The organism is Streptomyces sp. NPDC020489 (genome assembly GCF_044386545.1).
Lineage (GTDB): Bacteria > Actinomycetota > Actinomycetes > Streptomycetales > Streptomycetaceae > Streptomyces.
In genome coordinates, this window is sequence record NZ_JBIRUZ010000013.1 from 171,461 (window position 1) to 189,425 (window position 17,965).

At 74.2% G+C, this 17,965-nt stretch carries 16 protein-coding genes; 5 read left to right on the plus strand and 11 right to left on the minus strand.

What is annotated here, in order from left to right; genetic code table 11:
* Positions 1 to 285 precede the first annotated feature (285 nt).
* The gene (locus ACH41F_RS31090; protein ID WP_391236861.1) at positions 286 to 1,665 is read left to right on the plus strand and encodes a GNAT family N-acetyltransferase; all 1,380 of its coding nucleotides are present in this window, start codon (positions 286 to 288) and stop codon (positions 1,663 to 1,665) included.
* Between the two features lie 6 nt (positions 1,666 to 1,671).
* On the opposite strand, the gene ACH41F_RS31095 is transcribed toward ACH41F_RS31090, so the two are convergent.
* A complete protein-coding gene (locus tag ACH41F_RS31095) occupies positions 1,672 to 2,907 on the minus strand; it encodes a PLP-dependent transferase (protein WP_391236864.1) in 1,236 nt (411 codons plus the stop codon).
* 30 nt (positions 2,908 to 2,937) lie between these two features.
* Here ACH41F_RS31095 and ACH41F_RS31100 point away from each other — a divergent pair, with 30 nt between their 5' ends.
* A complete protein-coding gene (locus ACH41F_RS31100) occupies positions 2,938 to 3,429 on the plus strand; it encodes an AsnC family transcriptional regulator (RefSeq protein WP_391236867.1) in 492 nt (163 codons plus the stop codon).
* Between the two features lie 33 nt (positions 3,430 to 3,462).
* A complete protein-coding gene (locus ACH41F_RS31105; protein ID WP_391236870.1) occupies positions 3,463 to 5,151 on the plus strand; it encodes a DUF885 family protein in 1,689 nt (562 codons plus the stop codon).
* 21 nt (positions 5,152 to 5,172) lie between these two features.
* On the opposite strand, the gene ACH41F_RS31110 is transcribed toward ACH41F_RS31105, so the two are convergent.
* The 3 genes from ACH41F_RS31110 to ACH41F_RS31120 all read right to left on the minus strand — a co-directional run bounded on the left by ACH41F_RS31110 (position 5,173) and on the right by ACH41F_RS31120 (position 7,199).
* A complete protein-coding gene (locus ACH41F_RS31110; RefSeq protein ID WP_391236873.1) occupies positions 5,173 to 6,009 on the minus strand; it encodes an SDR family oxidoreductase in 837 nt (278 codons plus the stop codon).
* A gap of 41 nt (positions 6,010 to 6,050) precedes the next feature.
* A complete protein-coding gene (locus ACH41F_RS31115) occupies positions 6,051 to 6,569 on the minus strand; it encodes an immunity 21 family protein (RefSeq protein WP_398838446.1) in 519 nt (172 codons plus the stop codon).
* A 141-nt stretch (positions 6,570 to 6,710) separates the two neighbouring features.
* A complete protein-coding gene (locus ACH41F_RS31120; RefSeq protein ID WP_391236879.1) occupies positions 6,711 to 7,199 on the minus strand; it encodes a rhodanese-like domain-containing protein in 489 nt (162 codons plus the stop codon).
* A gap of 175 nt (positions 7,200 to 7,374) precedes the next feature.
* On the opposite strand from ACH41F_RS31120, the gene ACH41F_RS31125 reads away from it, so the two are divergent.
* Positions 7,375 to 7,821: a winged helix-turn-helix transcriptional regulator gene (locus ACH41F_RS31125; protein WP_391236882.1), complete on the plus strand. Its 447-nt coding sequence runs from the start codon at positions 7,375 to 7,377 to the stop codon at positions 7,819 to 7,821.
* A gap of 1 nt (position 7,822) precedes the next feature.
* On the opposite strand, the gene ACH41F_RS31130 is transcribed toward ACH41F_RS31125, so the two are convergent.
* The 5 genes from ACH41F_RS31130 to ACH41F_RS31150 all read right to left on the minus strand — a co-directional run bounded on the left by ACH41F_RS31130 (position 7,823) and on the right by ACH41F_RS31150 (position 14,842).
* Positions 7,823 to 10,816, minus strand: a complete 2,994-nt coding sequence (locus ACH41F_RS31130; RefSeq protein WP_391236884.1) for an AAA family ATPase — start codon at positions 10,814 to 10,816, stop codon at positions 7,823 to 7,825.
* Between the two features lie 463 nt (positions 10,817 to 11,279).
* Positions 11,280 to 12,443 (minus strand): exonuclease SbcCD subunit D C-terminal domain-containing protein, encoded by a 1,164-nt coding sequence (locus tag ACH41F_RS31135; RefSeq protein ID WP_391236887.1) that lies wholly within the window; start codon positions 12,441 to 12,443, stop codon positions 11,280 to 11,282.
* 51 nt (positions 12,444 to 12,494) lie between these two features.
* A complete protein-coding gene (locus ACH41F_RS31140) occupies positions 12,495 to 13,121 on the minus strand; it encodes a YigZ family protein (protein WP_391236890.1) in 627 nt (208 codons plus the stop codon).
* A 429-nt stretch (positions 13,122 to 13,550) separates the two neighbouring features.
* On the minus strand, positions 13,551 to 14,090 hold the full coding sequence (locus tag ACH41F_RS31145) for a histidine phosphatase family protein (RefSeq protein ID WP_391236893.1): 540 nt from the start codon (positions 14,088 to 14,090) through the stop codon (positions 13,551 to 13,553).
* Positions 14,090 to 14,842 (minus strand): hypothetical protein, encoded by a 753-nt coding sequence (locus ACH41F_RS31150; protein WP_391236896.1) that lies wholly within the window; start codon positions 14,840 to 14,842, stop codon positions 14,090 to 14,092. The genes ACH41F_RS31145 and ACH41F_RS31150 overlap by 1 nt, the downstream gene beginning before the upstream one ends.
* 600 nt (positions 14,843 to 15,442) lie before the next feature.
* Here ACH41F_RS31150 and ACH41F_RS31155 point away from each other — a divergent pair.
* Positions 15,443 to 15,850, plus strand: a complete 408-nt coding sequence (locus tag ACH41F_RS31155; protein ID WP_391236899.1) for a CoA-binding protein — start codon at positions 15,443 to 15,445, stop codon at positions 15,848 to 15,850.
* 189 nt (positions 15,851 to 16,039) lie between these two features.
* On the opposite strand, the gene ACH41F_RS31160 is transcribed toward ACH41F_RS31155, so the two are convergent.
* Positions 16,040 to 16,630 (minus strand): hypothetical protein, encoded by a 591-nt coding sequence (locus ACH41F_RS31160; protein ID WP_398838451.1) that lies wholly within the window; start codon positions 16,628 to 16,630, stop codon positions 16,040 to 16,042.
* Entirely contained in the window at positions 16,627 to 17,964 is a 1,338-nt protein-coding gene (locus tag ACH41F_RS31165) for a hypothetical protein (protein ID WP_398838453.1), read from the minus strand. The genes ACH41F_RS31160 and ACH41F_RS31165 overlap by 4 nt, the downstream gene beginning before the upstream one ends.
* Between the last annotated feature and the right edge of the window lies 1 nt (position 17,965).

The window sequence follows — 17,965 nt, forward strand, 5'->3', positions numbered from 1 at the left end:
CTCCCGTACCCTCGAAGGCGGGCCGCGTCCCGGCGTCATCCCCCGGTGCGCGGCCCGTCGCGCGCCTGCCCGCGACCATCTGCGAATGTCCGGCGAGCTGAGCGTCTTCGCAGGTCGGGCCGATCGCAGTGCGTCGGCACGGGAGGCGACCGCCTGACACACCTCCAGGTCGTACAACCGCGAACAAATCGGCACAAGCACCCGGATCCAGGCTTTACCGCCCGGTCACAAAGCGTTCGTGATCACGCAACACCGTTCCTTCACAGTGGCTGCATGAGTCGAGACATGTCTGATGTGACGCGCGCGAGGCACGGTCGTCCGGTCCACCACTGGCGGCGGGACGTCATCGAGCTCGCCGCGCTGTTCACGGCCGTCGCGGTGGCGGACGCCGTCGCCAACCTGGTCGGTCACGGCCCCGACGGTCCGGCGCTGCTGCTGATCTCCGCCGTCCTGCTGGTCGTCACGGCGGCGTTCCACACCTGGTGGGCACGGCGCCACGGTCACGCACCGCCGGTCGGCGACACCGATACCGGCGCCCGGCCACTCCCCTCGGAGCAGGCCGGGCAGCCGTCCGCCGAGGCAGGCGCGAGCACGCTGTGGCGGATGCGGACGACGGTGCGCGACGCCCCCGGGTCGCTGGCCGCGCTGTGCACGGCGCTGGCCCACCACCGGGTGGACATCCTGAGCCTCCAGACGCATCCGCTGGCCGAGGGCACGGTGGACGAGTTCCTGCTGCGGGCGCCCGGCGAACTCGATGCCGCCGAGATCACGCGGGCCGTCTCGCTGGCCGGCGGCACCGGGACGTGGATCGAGCGGGCCGACGCCCACGACCTGGTCGACGCACCGACCCGGGTGCTCGGACTGGCGGCCCGCACCGCACTGGACGCGGCGGAACTGCCGTTGGCGCTGCGGCAGTTGCTGGGCCGCTGCACCATCCGCCAGTCGCCCGCCCGCACGGATGCGCGGGCCGTGCCCGCCGAGGGCTCGCTGGAGGAGTCCGTGATGCGGCTGCGGGCCCCGGAGGGCGGGGAGATCACCGTGGAGCGGCCGTATCTGCCGTTCACCCCGACCGAGTTCGCTCGGGCGCGAGCGCTGGTGGAGCTGGACGCGGTGCTCGGGCCGCGGATGCCGCGCAGTCAGGACGTGCTGACGCTGCCCGAGGGCAACGACATCACCGTGCGCCGGGCCGACGTCGGCGACCTGGAGGCGGCGAAGGCGATGCACGAGCGGTGCAGTACACGGACGTTGGGGCTGCGCTACCACGGGCCGGTCGGCGACGCGGACCGCTATCTGAACCACCTGCTCAGCCCGCGGTTCGGGCGGACGCTCGCCGTGCAGACGACGTCGGGGCGGCTGGTCGGGCTCGGCCATCTGCTGTGGGACGGGGACGAGACCGAGGTGGCGCTGCTCGTCGAGGACGAGTGGCAACGGCGCGGTATCGGCAGCGAGTTGCTGCGTAGGCTGGTGCGACTGGCGGTCGAGGCGCGCTGCGAGAGCGTGTACGCCGTGACGCAGGCGTCCAACACCGGGATGGTGGCCGCCATGCGGGGGCTGGGCCTCCCCCTCGACTATCAGATCGAGGAGGGGACCCTCGTCATCACGGCGCGCCTGACCGCGCAGGACGCCGCGGCGCACGCGAGTACGCCCGAGCGCCGCAGGAGCTGAGTCGGCCTACTGGCTGACGGCGGGCGCGGGTGCGGCGTGGGTGGTCGCGCGGCTCCCCGCGCCGCTGCCGGGGTACGCCGTCCCCAGGGCGTTGTCGAGGTCCGCCCACAGGTCCTCGACGTCCTCCAGGCCCACCGACATCCGCAGCAGCCGGTCGCTCACCCCGGCTCCACGCCGGTCGTCCGCGTCCACGATGCGGTGGCTGATCGACGCCGGGTGCTGGATGAGGGTGTCGACGCTGCCGAGGCTGACCGCCGGGGTGATCAGGCGCACGCCGGCGATGACCTCGTGGGGGTCGCCGTGGACCTCGAAGGCGATCATGGCGCCGCCGATGCGCGGGTAGTGCACGCGGGCGACCCGGGGGTCGGCGGCGAGGCGGCGGACGAGTTCGGCGGCGTTCTCGGAGGCGGCGCGGACGCGCACCGGCAGGGTGGACAGGCCACGCAGCAGCAGGTAACCGGCCAGCGGGTGCAGGACGCCGCCGGTGGCGAACCGGACCTGCCGCAGGCGTCCGGCGAACTCCTCGTCGCAGGCCACCACGCCCGCCATCACGTCACCGTGCCCACCGAGGTACTTGGTGGCGCTGTGCAGCACCAGCCGGGCGCCCAGTTCGGCCGGGCGCTGGAGGACGGGCGTGGCGAAGGTGTTGTCGGCGAGCAGCGGCACGGAACCGCAGGCGTGGGCCACCGCCCGCAGATCCACCTCGGCCAGCGTGGGGTTCGCCGGGGACTCGACCATGACCAGGCCGGTGTCGGGGCGCAGCGCCTCCTCGATGCCGGCCGGGTCGGTCCAGGTCACCTCGGAGCCGAGGAGTCCGGCGGTCAGCAGGTGGTCGCTGCACCCGTACAGGGGGCGGACGGCGACGACATGGCGCAGGCCGAGGGAGGCCCGTACGAGAAGGACCGCGCTCAGGGCGGCCATCCCGCTGGCGAAGGCCACCGACGCCTCGGTGTTCTCCAGCCGGGCGAGGGCGGTCTCGAAACGGGCGACGGTCGGGTTGCCGAGCCGGCCGTAGACCGGCGGCCCCTCCGGCTCGGCGCCGGTGGCGGCGAAGGCGTCGATACGGGCGGCCTCGCCGCGGCTGTCGTACGAGGGGTAGGTCGTCGACAGGTCGATGGGCGGGGCGTGCAGTCCCTGCCGGGCGAGGTCGTCGCGGCCGGCGTGGACGGCCTCGGTGGCCAGGGCTCTCGTGGGCACAGGCGTCGTCTCCATGCGGGCAAGGGTGAACACCGGCCGGGTCATGCGCGTCGAACACCGTGCTACGTTCGGCCGATGGCCGAATCTGTCGTACTGGATCCGGTGGACCTTCATCTTCTGCGGCTGCTGCAGAACGACGCTCGGACCACCTATCGCGACCTCGCCGCCCAGGTGGGGGTCGCGGCGTCGACCTGTCTGGACCGGGTGACCCGGCTGCGCCGGGCGGGCGTGATCCTCGGGCATCAGCTGCGGCTGGATCCGGCGAAGCTGGGGCGCGGCCTGGAGGCGCTGCTGTCCGTGCAGGTCAGGCCGCATCGGCGGGAGTTGGTGGGGCCGTTCGTGGAGCGGATCCGGGCGCTCGCGGAGTCCCGGACCGTCTTCCATCTGACGGGCCCCGACGACTATCTCGTCCATGTCGCGGTCGCGGACATGACGGACCTGCAACGGCTGGTCCTCGACGAGTTCACGGCCCATCGCGAGGTGGCCCGGGTGGAGACCCGGCTGATCTTCCAGCAGTGGGACTGCGGCCCCCTGCTGCCTCCTACGCCCTCGGCTCAATCCGCGTGACGTGCGGCGGCCCCTCGTACGAGGATGGTCCGCATGTCTCAGACCAACAGTGCGCTGCCCCGCGAGGTGGCCGACGCCTATGTCGACGCCCTCATCGCCCTCGACCCGATCACCGGTACCTACCTCGGTGTGAAGGAGAGTTCGAACCGTCTGCCCGACACCTCGCCGGCGGGCCAGGAGGCGCTCGCGGAGCTGGGGCGGGCCACCCTCGCCCGGCTCGACGAGGCCGAGCGGCAGCCCGGCGCGGACAGTGACAGCGAGCGGCGCTGCGCCCGGCTGCTGCGGGAGCGGCTGACCGCGGAACTGGCCGTGCACGAGGCGGACGAGGGTCTGCGCTCGGTCGGCAACATGGCGACGGCCGCGCACTCGGTGCGTGAGGTGTTCACCGTGACGCCGCAGGAGACGGACGAGGACTGGGCCGCGATCGCCGAGCGGCTGCGTGCCGTACCGGCGGCGTACGCCGGGTACCGCGAGTCCCTCGCGCTGGGTCTGGAGCGCAAGCTGTACGCGGCTCCGCGCCCGACCGCCACCTTCGTCGAACAGCTCACCGAGTGGGCGGGCACGGATGCGGGGCGTGGCTGGTTCGAGGACTTCGCGGCGGCCGGCCCCGAGGCGCTGCGCACCGAGCTGGACGAGGCCGCGCGCGCCGCGACCGCCGCCGTCGCCGAGCTGCGGGACTGGATGCGGGACGTCTACGCGCCGGCGATCGAGGGCGCGCCGAACACGGTCGGCCGGGAGCGCTACGCCCGCTGGTCGCGCTACTTCAACGGCACCGACCTCGACCTGGACGAGGCGTACGCCTACGGCTGGTCCGAGTACCACCGGCTGCTCGGCGAGATGAAGAAGGAGGCCGAGAAGATCCTCCCCGGCGCCGAGACGCCCTGGGCGGCGCTCGCGCACCTCGACGAGCACGGCCTGCACATCGAGGGCGTCGACGAGGTGCGGGAGTGGTTGCAGGGGCTGATGTCCCAGGCGATGGACTCGCTCGACGGCACGCACTTCGAACTCGCCGAGCGGGTACGGAAGGTGGAGTCCTGCATCGCCCCGCCCGGCGGTGCGGCGGCCCCGTACTACACGCCCCCCTCGGAGGACTTCTCCCGCCCGGGACGGACCTGGCTGCCGACGATGGGCCAGACCCGTTTCCCGGCGTACGACCTGGTGTCGACCTGGTACCACGAGGGCGTGCCGGGCCATCACCTCCAGCTCGCCCAGTGGGTGCACGTCGCCGACAGCCTCTCCCGCTACCAGGCCACGGTCGGCATCGTCAGCGCCAACGCCGAGGGGTGGGCGCTGTACGCGGAGCGGCTGATGGACGAGCTCGGCTTCCTCACCGACGCGGAGCAGCGGCTCGGCTACCTCGACGCGCAGATGATGCGGGCGGCGCGGGTCATCGTGGACATCGGCATGCATCTGGAGCTGGAGATCCCGGCGGACTCGCCGTTCCACCCGGGTGAGCGCTGGACACCGGAGCTGGCGCAGGAGTTCTTCGGGGCGCACAGCAGCCGTCCGGCGGACTTCGTGGAGAGCGAGCTGACCCGCTATCTGACGATCCCGGGGCAGGCGATCGGCTACAAGCTGGGCGAGCGGGCCTGGTTGCTGGGCCGGGAGAACGCGCGCCGCCGGCACGGGGACGCCTTCGACCTCAAGGCCTGGCACATGGCGGCCCTCTCACAGGGCTCCCTCGGCCTGGACGACCTGGTGGACGAGCTCTCCGCGCTCTGACCGAGCCGCGGGCCGTCACGGTCAGCGCCGGAACCCGCCCTCCGAGTCGATCACCTGCCCGGTGACCCAGCCCGCCTCGTCCGTCGCCAGCCAGGCGATGAGGCGGGCGGGGTCGTCGGGCATGCCCCAGCGGCCGGCGGGGAACATCGCGGCCACCGCCTCGTACGCCTCACCGGTCAGGTAACCCGTGTCCACGGGGCCCGGGTTGACGGTGTTCACCGTGATCGCCCGCTCGGCGAGGGTGGTCGACAACGAGCGGGTGACGGAGGCGAGGGCGCCCTTCTGGAGGGCGTAGGCGATCTCGCCGGGCATGCCGCCCGAGAGGTCCTGCCCCGAGGTCATCATCACCACGCGGCCACCGCCGTCGGTGTCCGACCGGTGCCGGGCGTAGGCCTGGACGAGCAGCAGCACCGAGCGGGTGTCGACCGCCCAGTGCGCGTCGAGCATGACGGCGTCGATCTCGAAGAGGGTGCCGTCGCTGCCGCTGAGGGCGTGGTTGGCGACGAGGATGTCGAGGCGGCCGCCGAGCGCGGTGGCGGCGGTGTCGATCAGTGCGGCGGGCGCGGCCGGGTCGGACAGGTCACCGGGCCCCGCGAGAACGCTCGCGTCGGGGTCCCCGAGCGCCGCGCGCACGGAGGCCACGACCTCCTCGGGGCGGTCGGCGCCCCAGGGCTGGGCGGCGTCGTGCGGCACATGGTGGTGCAGATAGACGCTCGCCCCGTAGGCGGCCAGCCGACGGGCGACCGCGTGTCCGATGCCGTCCCGTCTGCTGGCACCGGTGACCAGTGCGGTCCGCCCGCGCAGGGGCAGCGGGTCACGGCGGAGCTCTTCGGGGGCGGGGTGCGGGAGTCGGGGCATGGACGACCATGATGGTCGGGTCACGCCCGCGACGCACGTGGTTATCCCGGCGCGAGGGGCCTGAGTTGTACGAGTCCCAGCCAGGTCTCCGGTCCGGGCCGGACATGGGCCGCGCGCACCGCGTAGCGGCCGGGGTCCAGCGCGATCCACACGTGATCGGTGCGCAGCGAGTCGTTGCCGGGCCACGCGGCGTCGAACAGCAGCACCGGACCGGGCACGTTCCAGGCCACCTCGGGTCCCCACACCGCGGTGTCGAGCGCCGCCGGCACCTCGGCGAGCAGCTCCTCCTCGGACTCCCCCGCGGACCAGCGTACGAAGATGCCGTGGTCCGGCAGATAGGTGGTGGAGGCGGGCTCGTCGCCGAGCACCAGGGCCGCGCTGTCGCCGACGGGCAGCAGTCCGACGTACCCGTCCACCTCGCAGGCCCGGTCGTAGTCCGAGGCCAGCTCGTCGCCGTCGGCGCCGGCCCAGAACGGCAGGACCGTCTCCGGCACCGCTATCAGCGGCCCGCCGCCCGATTCCACCCACTCCGCCACGCCCGGCTCCGCGTATCGCACCATGGCGCGGAATCTACCGCGTGCATGACAGCCCGCGTCGGCGCATCCCACAGACCGGAACGTCGGATTCAGTCACGGCGCCACCCACGGCCACCCGGAGCACCTGGTCGAGCAGCAAGGGCCCTCCCCCGACTATCACCCCTGTCAGCAGCCGCAGTTCGCCGCGTCCACCGGTGCCGTCAGCGCGTCGGCGTCCCGGCGCTCCTCGCCCTCCCAGGTCTCGTACGCGAAGCCCTCGCGCACCCAGTACTCGAAGCCGCCGAGCATCTCCTTGACCTGGTAGCCGAGTTCGGCGAGGGCCAGCGCGGAACGGGTGGCGCCGTTGCAGCCGGGGCCCCAGCAGTACGTCACGACCGGCACGTTCCTGTCGAGGAGCTGCTCGGCCTGCTCGGGGATGAGCGCGGTCGGCAGATGGACGGCGCCGGGGATGTGGCCCTGGTCCCAGGACTCGGTGGAGCGGGAGTCGAGGACGACGAAGCCCGGGTCGCCACCCGCGGCGAGGGCGGCGGCCACGTCGGAGACATCGGCGTGGAAGGCGAGGCTCGCGCGGAAGTAGGCGGCGGCCTCGGCAGGAGCCGCGGGGGCGACGCGCAGGACGGGGTGGGCGGTGGGGGTGGGGATGCTGGTGGTCATGCGGTGGCCTCCGTGGCGGTTCTGGTGGCATCTGCCGTAGCGGTTCTCGTGGGTGGCGGTTCTTGTGGGCTGTGACTCCACGACTGGAAATCTACGGTCGCCGATCATGATCCTGAAGGCGCTCTCCCCGGCGATGGGCTTGATCCGCCGGGGAATCCCCTGCTATCCCTCGGGGATGACCACGTTTTCCCCGGACGCCACCGACTGGCGCATCCTCGACGTCCTCCAGCGGGAGGGCCGGGCCAGCTTCGCCGAGCTGGCCCGTGCCGTCGCCATGTCCCCGAGCGCGGTGACCGAGCGGGTACGGCGACTGGAGGAGGCCGGGGTGATCCAGGGGTACGCGGCGGTCGTCGACCCGGACCGGCTGGGGCTGCCGATCCTGGCGTTCGTGCGGCTGCGGTACCCGAACGGCAACTACAAGCCGTTCCACGACCTCGTGGAGGTGACGCCGGAAATTCTGGAGGCCCATCACGTCACGGGCGACGACTGCTTCGTGATCAAGGTCGCCGCCCGCTCGATGAGACACCTGGAGGAGGTGTCGGGCAAGATCGGCACGCTGGGTTCGGTGACCACCAACGTCGTCTACTCCTCGCCCGTCCCCCGCCGCCCGCTGGGCCGCTGACTCACCCGGTCCCGCGCTGGCGCAGCGACGAGCCCGCTCTGCCCTTCACGACCTCCAACTGGGCGTGGACGCGCCGCCGCAGGTCGGCGACGTGGCTGACGATGCCGACGCTGCGGTCGCGTTCACGCAGCGAGTCCAGGACGTCGAGGACCTCGTCCAGGGTCTGGTCGTCGAGGCTGCCGAAGCCCTCGTCGATGAAGAGGGTGTCCAGGCGGACCCCGCCGGCCTCGTCGGTGACGACGTCCGCGAGGCCGAGGGCGAGGGCGAGCGAGGCGAAGAAGGTCTCGCCGCCGGACAGCGTGGCGGTGTCCCGCTCCCGGCCGGTCCACGCGTCCACGACATGCAGTCCGAGCCCGCTGCGGCCGCGCCCGGCCCGGTCGTCGGAGTGCACCAGGGTGTAGCGGCCGGAGGACATCCGCAGCAGCCGGACGGTCGCGGCGGCGGCGACCTGCTCCAGCCGGGCCGCCAGGACGTAGGACTCCAGGCGCATCTTGCGTTCGTTGTCCGCCGAGGTGCCCGCGGCGAGCGAGGCGAGGCGGGCCACCCGGTCGTACTCCTCGCGCAGCGGGGCGAGTCGCCGTACGGAGACGGCCGCGCGCGCGGAGAGCCGGTCGAGGTCGTCGCAGCGGCGGGCGGCGGCGTCGCGCGCGGAGGCCGCGTCGCGCACCCGCCGGGCGGCGCGGGTGGCCGCTTCCTCGGCCGCCGCGAGGTCGGCGGGCGGCTGCCGGTCGGCGGCCGCTGTCTCGGGCTCGGCGAGGACGGCGCGCACGGCCGCCTCCTCCGACTGCCAGGCGTCGAGCCGCCGTTGGAGGTCGCGGTGGGCCGCGTCGTCGAGGAGGGCGGCGGCCGCGGCCTGCGGGGTGTCGAAGCCCGCCCGGAAGGCGGCGTCCGCGAGCCGGGCGTCGGCGTCCTTGAGCCGCTGGGCGGTGTCCTCGGCGGCCCGGGCGGCGTCGGCGGCGTCGGTGAGCAGAGCGACCTGCCGCTCCAACTGCGTGACCCGCGCGGCCACACTGTCGGCGGTGCCACGCGCCTGGGCCAACTCCGCCTCCAGCAGGACCCGTTCCTGGTCGAGCCGCTCGCGGTGCCCGACCCTGGCGGCGGCCCGGACCGCCGCCTGCTGCCGGTCGGCGGTGCGCTGCTCGTGCTCGGCCTCGGCCCGCCGCAGTTCCTCGTGCGCCGGGTGCAGCGCCGAGGCCTCGTGCCGGGCCGTGGCCCAGAGCCGCTCCAACTCCTCCGCCGCCTCGGCGAGTCGCGCGGTGGGGGCGTCGCCCGCCTCCGCGGTGGCGGCGGCCAGCGCCTCCCGTACGACGCCCAGGCGCCGTTCCTGCTCGCTGTGCCGCTCCTCGGCCACCTGGTAGGCGGCGAGCGCCTGCTCCTCTGCCTCCCGGTCGACGTGGCCGGCGTCCTTGCGCGCGGGGGCGGGGTGTTCGGTGGCGCCGCAGACGGCACAGGGGCGGCCGTCGGTCAGCTGGGCGGCGAGTTCGGCGGCGATGCCGTTCAGGCGCTGCTCCTTGACGTCGAGCCAGTGCGCCTTGGCGGTGAGGGCCTGTTCCCGGGCGAGGCGGACCTGCTCGGCGACGGTGTCGGTGTCGCCGGCCAACTGGTCCCGCATCCGTGCCGCGTTGAGCCGCTTCTGCGCGGGTTCCCGCTGGACGCCCAGCTGTTCGGCGCGGGCAGCGGCCTCCTGGGCTGAGTCGATGCGGGCCTGCAGCCCCGCGCGGACGGTCTCCCAGCCGGCCAGCCAGGCGTCGGCTTCCTGGAGGACGTCCTCGTCGGCGCGCTCCTGACGGTCCAGGCGCGTGCGCTCCGCGGTGAGTTCGGCCAGGCGCTGTTCGCCGCGTCGCGCCGACTCCAGGCCGCCCAGTTCCTCGGCGGCCCGGCGGGCGGCGGCCGCGAGCCCGGCCGCGCCGGCGTCCGCGTAGGTGTCCGGCAGCAGGACACGCGTGCGTGCCTGTGCGGCGGCCGCCCTGTGGTGCTCGGCGTCGGCGGCTTCCCGCAGCTCCAGCGCGGGCGCGACGGCCTCCGCCTTGCGGGCCCGCTCCATGCGGGCCTGCGCCTGCCGGTAGCCGTCGGAGCGCGCCTCCATCAGCGCGGCCCGCTCCCGCGCCTGGGCGTACCGCTGCTGGAGCCGGGCCAGTTCGCGTACGTCGGCCAGGGTGTGCTCGGCGGCGGCCTGGGCGGACTCGGCGGCGGCGAGGCGGCTGTGGGCGATGGTGAGCTGTTCGCGCGCGGTGCTGCGGGCGACGGCGGCCGCGGCCATGACGGCGTCGGCGAGACCGGGCTCGCCGGGGGCCGCGTCCGGGAGCCGCATGGCGTCACCGGCCGCCTGCTGCATGCGGTGGGCGTCGGCGAGCAGCTCGGCGTCGCCCTCGCGGACCTGGGCCTCGGTGGCGCGGCGGCGTTCGGCGAGGCGTTTTTCGACCTCGGCGAAGCGGTGGGTGTCGAAGAGACGGCCCAGCAGGCGGCCGCGTGCCTCGGCGTCGGCGCGCAGGAAGCGGGCGAAGTCGCCCTGGGGCAACAGCACGACCTGGCAGAACTGCTCGCGGCTCATGCCCAGCAGTTGGGTGATCTCCTCGCCGATCTCCTGGTGGGAGCGGCTGAGGTCCTTCCAGGTGCCGGCGGTGGCGTCGTACTCGCGCAGCCAGCTCTGCGCCTTGTCGAGCGTGCTGCCCGAGCCGCGCTTCTTGGGGCGCTCCCACGGGGGTTGCCGGCTGATCTCCAACCGCCGTCCGGCGACGGTCAGTTCGAGGCGCACCTCGGTACGGATGCCGGTGGCGGCGTGGTCGCTGCGCAGGCTCATGCCCTGACCGGACTGGCGGGCGCCGGGCACGGATCCGTAGAGGGCGTAGCAGACGGCGTCGAGGACGGACGTCTTGCCCGCGCCCGTGGGCCCGTGCAGCAGGAAGAGCCCGGCGGCCGACAGCTCGTCGAAGTCGACGGTCTGGGATGAGCCGAAGGGCCCGAAGGCGGTGACGTCCAGCCGGTGCAGTCTCATCGGATCCCCTCCGTCGTCTTCGGCGGGCCCGCGACCATCGACCGCGCACGTCCCGCCTGCGGCGAGCCGGCAGCTACCGGCTGCCCACCGGCCGCTTTCGGCGCGCGTGGCGCCAACGGTCGCCGACACCCCCCTCGCGGTGGCCACACGGCCGCCGGTTGGCGACACCCCGCCTGCGGCGAACCCGCCACCACCGGCCGTCCACGTCCCACCCCGGGCGAGCCAGCCGCTACCGGCTGCCCACCGGCCGCCCGCTGCGAGCGCGGCGCCAACGGTCGCCCCCCGCCTGTCCTCTGCGCGCGCGGCGCCAACGGTCGCCGACACCCCCCTCGCGGTGGCCACACGGCCGCCGGTTGGCGACACCCCGCCTGCGGCGAACCCGCCACCACCGGGTGTCCATGCCCGGCCCTCGGCGCGCGCGTCCCCGCCGGTCGCGTGCCGCCCGTCCGCGGCGAGCGGGGCGTCATCGGGCCACCTCGTGCGCGGCCTCGTTCGCCCGTACCGCGTCGAAGGCGTCCCGGAGGACGTCCTGTTCGCTCTCGTCGGGCCCCGCGCCCCGTACGTGGGCGACGAAGTCCTCCGCGATCTCCTGGTCGCTGCGGCCGGCGAGACGCTGGGCGTAGGAGACGTCGGGGTCGTCGGGGGCTCGCTCGGGGTCGAAGGCGAGGCTGAGGGTGTGCGGGAAGCGCTCGGTGAGCCGGGCCATGGGGTCGGCGGGGCGGACGGCGTCGGTCAGGGTGGCCTCCACCCACGCCTCCTCGTGCCGCGCGAGTTCCGGGTCGGCGAGCAGGTCCTCCAGGGTGCCGCGGATCCGGGCCAGGGCGCGCGGCACCGGGCAGTCGACGCGCTCCGCGGTCACCGCGCCCTCGGCGTCAAGGTCGATGAGCCACATGCTCTTGCGGTGGTCGGCCTCGGAGAAGGAGTACGGCAGCGGTGAACCGGAGTAGCGCACGCGCTCGGTGAGGGTCTGGCAGCCGTGCAGATGCCCGAGCGCCACGTAGTCGACGCCGTCGAAGACGCCGGCCGGCACCGCAGCCACGCCGCCGACCGTGATGTCCCGCTCGCTGTCGCTGGCCTCGCCGCCGGTGACGAAGGCGTGCGCGAGGACGACGGAACGGGTGCCCGGCGCGCGCGTCGCCAGGTCGGCGCGGACGCGGTCCATGGCGGCGCCGAGCACGCTCTCGTGGCCGGCCTTCGTCACCTCGAACTCGTCCTTCACCAGGGCCGGTTCGAGGTAGGGCAGCCCGTAGAGGGCCACGTCACCGAAGGCGTCCCGCAGGACCACCGGGGTCCCGCACGCCGTCGGTTCGGTCCGTAGATGGATGCCCGCGCGGTCGATGAGGCCCGCGCCCACGCCCAGTCGGCGGGCGGAGTCGTGGTTCCCGGAGATCATCACCGTCGGCACGCCGAGGTCGGCCAGCCGGTGCAGGGCGTCGTCGAACAGCTCGACCGCGGCCAGCGGCGGCACCGCCCGGTCGTACACGTCTCCCGACACGACCACCGCGTCCACGCCGCGCTCACGCACGGTCGCGACGAGGTGACCGATGAACTCGGCCTGCGCGCCGAGCATGTTGACCCGGTGGAACGCGCGGCCGAGATGCCAGTCGGAAGTGTGCAGCAGTCTCATGATCCCCGAGACTAACGGCCAGGTCTGACATCACGGGCGGTTACCGGCCTATCAGGCATCGCCATAGGCCTCTCCACCCAGTTCGAACCCGGCCGTCCCGGCGGTGACGTCCGCGAGCCAGGTCTCGAAGGCCGGGACGTCCGCGTCCGGCAGGCCGATCTCAAGGGTGACGTTCTCGGCGTAACGGACGTCACGGACCTCGCGGCCGGTGGCGCGCAGGTCGTTCTGGAGCTTGCCGGCGCGCTGGTGGTCGACGGTGACCGTGGCGAGGCGGAACCTGCGGCGGGTGAGGGTGCCGAGGGCGTCCAGTGCCTCCCCGACCGCTCCGCCGTACGCGCGGATGAGGCCGCCCGCGCCGAGCTTGACGCCGCCGTAGTAGCGGGTGACCACGGCGACGACGTACCGCATGTCGCGCCGCAGCAGCATCTGGAGCATGGGGACGCCGGCGGTGCCCCCGGGTTCGCCGTCGTCGCTCGCCTTCTGGATCGCCGCGTCGGCGCCGATGACGTAGGCGAAGCAGTTGTGGGTGGCGTCGGCGTGCTCCTTGCGGATGCCCGCCACGAAATCCTGCGCCTCCTGCTCCGTGGCCGCGGGCGCGAGGGCACACAGGAAGCGGGAGCGGTTGACCTCGGTCTCGTGCACGCCCGCGTGGGCGACCGTGCGGTACTCGTCCTGCATCCGGCCACCCTATGCGGCGTCGTCCGGGCCCCCGGACCCGAAGGCGCGGGGGACGGTGTGGTGAAGGTCGCACGCGGGCAGCTCCTCGGCGCGGGGCGCGTCACCGCGCGGCGGGCGCTGCGGTTCCCGTGGCCGTCGCACGCGGTCCTGTCTGCGGCGGGCCAGCCCAGGTCCGGAACGGCGACCTGCGTCCGCGCCCGGCTGGTCGGTCAGGGTTCTCCCAGGCCGGGAAGCGCAGCCGGCCAGGGGGCAGCACGCCTCGTCCGCCACCGGCAGCAGGGGCTCGTCCAGCACCCGTGGGGCGGGGCAGGCGTCGCGTCGGTGGGCCGAGCCGTACCCGCGGCTCCGGGTCGAGGCGCCGACCGAGCAGTGGGATCAGACAGCCCTCCTGCTCGTAGGGCACGCGGCCGGGCGGTCACCCGAGGGCGCTCACTTCTTCCCCCGTGCCACCGTGACCGCCGTCAGCAGTGCCGTGCCGGGCAGGAGCGCGTCCCACGCCGTACCGCGCCAGGCCAGTACGGCGACGGCCGCGGTCGGGAACTTCACGCGGACCCGCTCCAGGGTGTCGTCGAGGCCGTCGCCCGCGAGGTCGAGGACGAGTTCCTCCAGGCCGGGGTTGTGGCCGATGAGCAGCAGCGTCTCGACCTCGGCGGGGACCTCGTGGACGACCTCCAGCAGCTCAGGAACGTCGGCGCCGTAGAGGCGCGCGTCGTGGCGGACCGGGGGCGGGGTGCCCCATTGCGCGGAGGCGAGGTCCCAGGTCTGGCGGGCGCGTACGGCGGTGGAGCACAGCGCGAGGTCGGGCAGGAAGTCGCCCTCGGCGAGCGCGCGTCCCGCGGCGGGCGCGTCCCGGCGACCGCGCGGGGCGAGCGGCCGCCGGTGGTCCGGCACGCCCTCCGGCCAGGCGGACTTGGCATGCCGCAGCACCACCAGTCGGCGCAGCGGACCGGCTCCGGCGCGCGCGATCATCAGGGGGCTCCCAGGTCGCGGGTGAGTTCGAGGCCGAGCAGCCGGTCGGCGTAGGCGTACGTCTCGAAGCGGGCGCCCTCGGGCAGGTCGGCGGTCTCCACCCGGCGCAGGACGCGCAGCACTCCGGGCACGTCCAGGTCGTCCTCCCACGCGCTCTGCAACTCGTCGCGCACCTCCTCGGGCACCGGCCGCGAGGGCTGCCGAGCCCATCCGGCGACGGTCCGACGCCAGCGGGCGAGGGTGGCGTGGGCGTCGTCCAGGGCTGCCGCGTCGAGGCGTACGGGGAGGTCGTGGCGGTGGGAGAGGAGGGCGAGGCGGAGGTCGCCGGGGTCGGCCCCGACGGCGGGCTCCGGCGCAGCGGCATGGGCCGCACCTTCCGGGCCCGGGCCACCCCCATCAGCCCGCGCGACCGGCGCGACGGCCACCCGTACGCCATCCGGGGTCGCCCCGCCCGCCCCCACCACATGGATCACCCGGCCCTCTCCCGGCCCGGCCCCGGCGTCCCGGCCGGACTCGAAGGGCCGGATGCCGAGAGCCGCGACGCCCGCCCGGAGCTCCGCCTCGTCGCGTTCGGCCCGGAGCACCGACCAGACGGGGGCGCCGCCGAGTTCCAGGGCGCGGGCGAGGACGTCGGCGACGAGCAGGACGCGCAGGGCGCTGGTGTCGTACCCCGGCACATGCGCCTCGACGCGGGTCAGGCCCCGTCGGACGGGGACGGGGTCGCCGGTTCGGTCGTCGATGATGCGCAGCACGAGGTGAGCGTAGGCGGGGTCGGCGTCGTGCGCAGGCAGGTCGCACGGATTTGCGGTCGCCGGGTGGCCGCCGGGGCCGGATCCGCGCCTGCCGGATCACCCTGGCCGACACCGCCGCCGACACCGATACCGCCGGCTTCACGGGCCTGGCCCGCGGGAGGCAGGTGCCGATGGCGTACGTGCCCGGCCTCGGCGGCGTCGCGGACGGCCTGTGCATCGACGGCGGGCTCGTGTCCGCCGGACGGGAGGGGGCCGCGGAATACCGGGCCACCCGGCACCCCGCACCCGTCGTCGCCCGGCCGGTCGGCCGGCATCCTGGCTCGCGTCGGAACCGCCCCGGAGGCAGCACAGCGCGTACCGCCGGACGACGCATCGACCACAGCGCCCTGCCTCGGAGCCTCCGGGCCTCGGAGCAGGCCAGAAGCCCAAGGCCCGCTTCGGCTGCCCCGGCACGGCCGTGGCCCCGGTGACCCCCGCCCGCCCCGGTCACCGCCCCTCGCACCCGTGCGGAAAGCCCCACGCATCCGTGCGGGAATCCCCACGCCGCGTCCGCTGTTGTCGCGCACGCCACCCTGACAGGACTTCATGAGGAGACCGAGCGTGTACGGCGACCCAGCGACGATCCGCAAGATACTCACCGAGCACGGCGACACCTGGGCCATCGTGGGCCTGTCGTCGAACCAGCGGCGCGCCGCCTACGGCGTCGCGGACGTGCTGCGGCGGTACGGCAAGCGCATCGTGCCCGTGCACCCCAAGGCGGAGACGGTCCACGGCGAGCAGGGGTACGCCTCCCTCGCGGACATCCCCTTCGACGTGGACGTCGTGGACGTGTTCGTCAACAGCGACCTGGCCGGTGCCGTCGCCGACGAGGCGGTGGCCCGGGGCGCCAAGGCGGTCTGGTTCCAGCTGGGGGTCGTCGACGAGGCGGCGTACGAACGCACCCGCGCGGCAGGGCTCGACATGGTCATGGACTACTGCCCAGCCATCGAGATCCCCCGCCTCGGCTGACACACGAGCAGGCGTCTGAGGGCCGCCGCTTCGGCGTCCGCCCTCCCGGCGCCATTGCGACCAGGAACGGGACGCAGGGCTCATCGCGCTCATGGGGGGGCATCCCACCAACCCCGCCGCAGGGTCCGTCTCCAGCTCGCCCCAGAGCCCTCGCGCACCCTGCCCCCACGCGCATTCTGCCCCCTCCCCCTACCCCCGCCCCTCGCACGCGTTGATGTAGTACAGCTCGATCTCCACCCGGTCCGCCGACCCCCCGGACCAGAACGGCCGCGTGCCCACGTTGCCGCCGCAAAAGGCCTGGGGGCGGGCGGACTTGAGCGTGCGGTTCACGTCCTCGGCGAGGTCCGTGGCCGCGCCCAGCTGTGCCTGGGGCGCGACGCCGAAGGTGATGACCATGCCGATCCGGCGGCCGTCGCCGCTGGCGCGGATCTCCTTGTCCAGGGCCGCGACGACCTTCCTGCGGTCGGTCGCGCTCAGGCCGCCCCTGCCGGTGGCGCGCCCGGTCGCGCCCGAGGACAGGGTCACGGCGAAGGTGTGCCGTTTCGGGTCAAGTCCCAGGGGTCCTTTCGCCGTTCGGGACGGGGACGGGGACGGAGAGGTGCCCGATGCCGACGGCGACGGTCTGGGGGACTTGCCCGCGCCTGCGCCCGCCCCCGCGGCCTCGTCCGGTCCGTCGGACGTCGTCATGCCGAGGACGACGAGGAACAGCACCAGGAACAGGTCGGCGAAGAGCCACCCCGCGAGATGGCGCGGGGCGACGCCGGATGTGCGGCGCCTCATCCCTGCCCGTCCTCGCCGTACCAGTCGTCACCGGGCCGGCGGGGCGGCGGTGTGCCGCCGACGGTCTCCGGCCGGAAGGAGTCGGACGGGGGTGGCGCTCCCACCCCGGCGCCGCCCGGACCGTGGCCGTGAGCTCCCATGCCTTGGGCGCCGTAGGGGCCGTTGCCGTTGTGGGTGCCGTGCGACGGGCCGTCCGCGTTCGACATCGGCAGGGGGGCGAAGCCGCCCGGGCGGTCGTTCTGGAGGAGGGCGAGCACCCGTTCCAGGGCGTCCATGTAGGAGTACATCCGCTCGCTGTTGTCGCTCAGGAGCTGCATGGCCACGCCGACCTTGCGGGTGGTCTCGGACACCTCGTCGGCCACGGTGGCGTGTACTCGGTTGGCCTCCTGGGAGCTGCCGGCGGCCTTGCGCAGCTCGGCGAGGAGAAGGATGAGGGACTCCCGGGTGGCCGCCTCGTCGGCGCGCAGGTCCTCGCGCAGCGCGGCGAAGTCCCGCAGCAGCTGGTGCGGCACGGTCAGGGAACGGCCCATCGCCCCCAACTCGGCAGCGGACTCGGTCCACTTGTCGATCGCGGAGGCGAACCGCCCCTCGGGGCCGGGCTCGAAGATCCTCGCCATCCGGTCAGCGCTGTCCGACAGGGTGCGGGAGAGTTCGGCGGTGCTGCGGGTGATGTCCCGTGCGATGCCGACGAGTTGGCCCGCGGGCACGGCCTGGGCCTCCAGGACCGCGTACTTGGCGAGTTCCATGGTGAGGACGGCCAGTTGCCCGGCGATCTGGCCGCGCAGCCGTTCGCGGGAGCCGTCTCGTTCGGCCGCCCATTCCAGCCGTTGGAGCCACAGGGTCGCGAGGATCACTCCGCCGATGAGGACGACGACGAGCAGGACGGCGGTGCCGCCGAGGCCCGAGGCCCACAGTGTGAGGAAGTTGGTGCCCTTCTTCGCGTCCTCGAAGTCGCGGAAGGCGAACCAGAGGGAGAGCCAGGTCAGCACGATCGGCAGGAAGACCGCCACGTCCCGCAGGGTGGAGACGACGGCTATCAGCCCGCGTTCGCGCGGCGGTTCGTCCGGGACCAGCGCCTCGGGCGGGTAGGCGTGCAGCAGGTTGACACCGGACAGGGCGCGTCCGCCGGCCCGCGCGTCGTCGGCGATCCAGGTCAGCACGGTGCGGCCGGTGCTGTCCTCGGGGCACCGGCTGGCCAGGTCCGCCAGCCGGTCGGCGGCCTCGCGCAGGGTGGGCGAGGGCTCGGGGGCGGCCGGCGTGGACGGAGGGCCTGGGGGCACCGGCTTCACGCCGAGTGGCGCGGGCTGCTGCCGGGCGGGTCTCCTGTTGGTCAAA

Coding starts and splice junctions, on each gene's coding strand:
- ACH41F_RS31160 (WP_398838451.1), bottom strand. CDS start 16,630: ATGAGGCGCCGCACATCCGGCGTCGCCCCGCGCCATCTCGCGGGGTGG.
- ACH41F_RS31130 (WP_391236884.1), bottom strand. CDS start 10,816: ATGAGACTGCACCGGCTGGACGTCACCGCCTTCGGGCCCTTCGGCTCA.
- ACH41F_RS31100 (WP_391236867.1), top strand. CDS start 2,938: ATGGCCGAATCTGTCGTACTGGATCCGGTGGACCTTCATCTTCTGCGG.
- ACH41F_RS31140 (WP_391236890.1), bottom strand. CDS start 13,121: ATGCAGGACGAGTACCGCACGGTCGCCCACGCGGGCGTGCACGAGACC.
- ACH41F_RS31135 (WP_391236887.1), bottom strand. CDS start 12,443: ATGAGACTGCTGCACACTTCCGACTGGCATCTCGGCCGCGCGTTCCAC.
- ACH41F_RS31115 (WP_398838446.1), bottom strand. CDS start 6,569: ATGGTGCGATACGCGGAGCCGGGCGTGGCGGAGTGGGTGGAATCGGGC.
- ACH41F_RS31090 (WP_391236861.1), top strand. CDS start 286: ATGTCTGATGTGACGCGCGCGAGGCACGGTCGTCCGGTCCACCACTGG.
- ACH41F_RS31110 (WP_391236873.1), bottom strand. CDS start 6,009: ATGCCCCGACTCCCGCACCCCGCCCCCGAAGAGCTCCGCCGTGACCCG.
- ACH41F_RS31125 (WP_391236882.1), top strand. CDS start 7,375: ATGACCACGTTTTCCCCGGACGCCACCGACTGGCGCATCCTCGACGTC.
- ACH41F_RS31145 (WP_391236893.1), bottom strand. CDS start 14,090: ATGATCGCGCGCGCCGGAGCCGGTCCGCTGCGCCGACTGGTGGTGCTG.
- ACH41F_RS31120 (WP_391236879.1), bottom strand. CDS start 7,199: ATGACCACCAGCATCCCCACCCCCACCGCCCACCCCGTCCTGCGCGTC.
- ACH41F_RS31105 (WP_391236870.1), top strand. CDS start 3,463: ATGTCTCAGACCAACAGTGCGCTGCCCCGCGAGGTGGCCGACGCCTAT.
- ACH41F_RS31095 (WP_391236864.1), bottom strand. CDS start 2,907: ATGACCCGGCCGGTGTTCACCCTTGCCCGCATGGAGACGACGCCTGTG.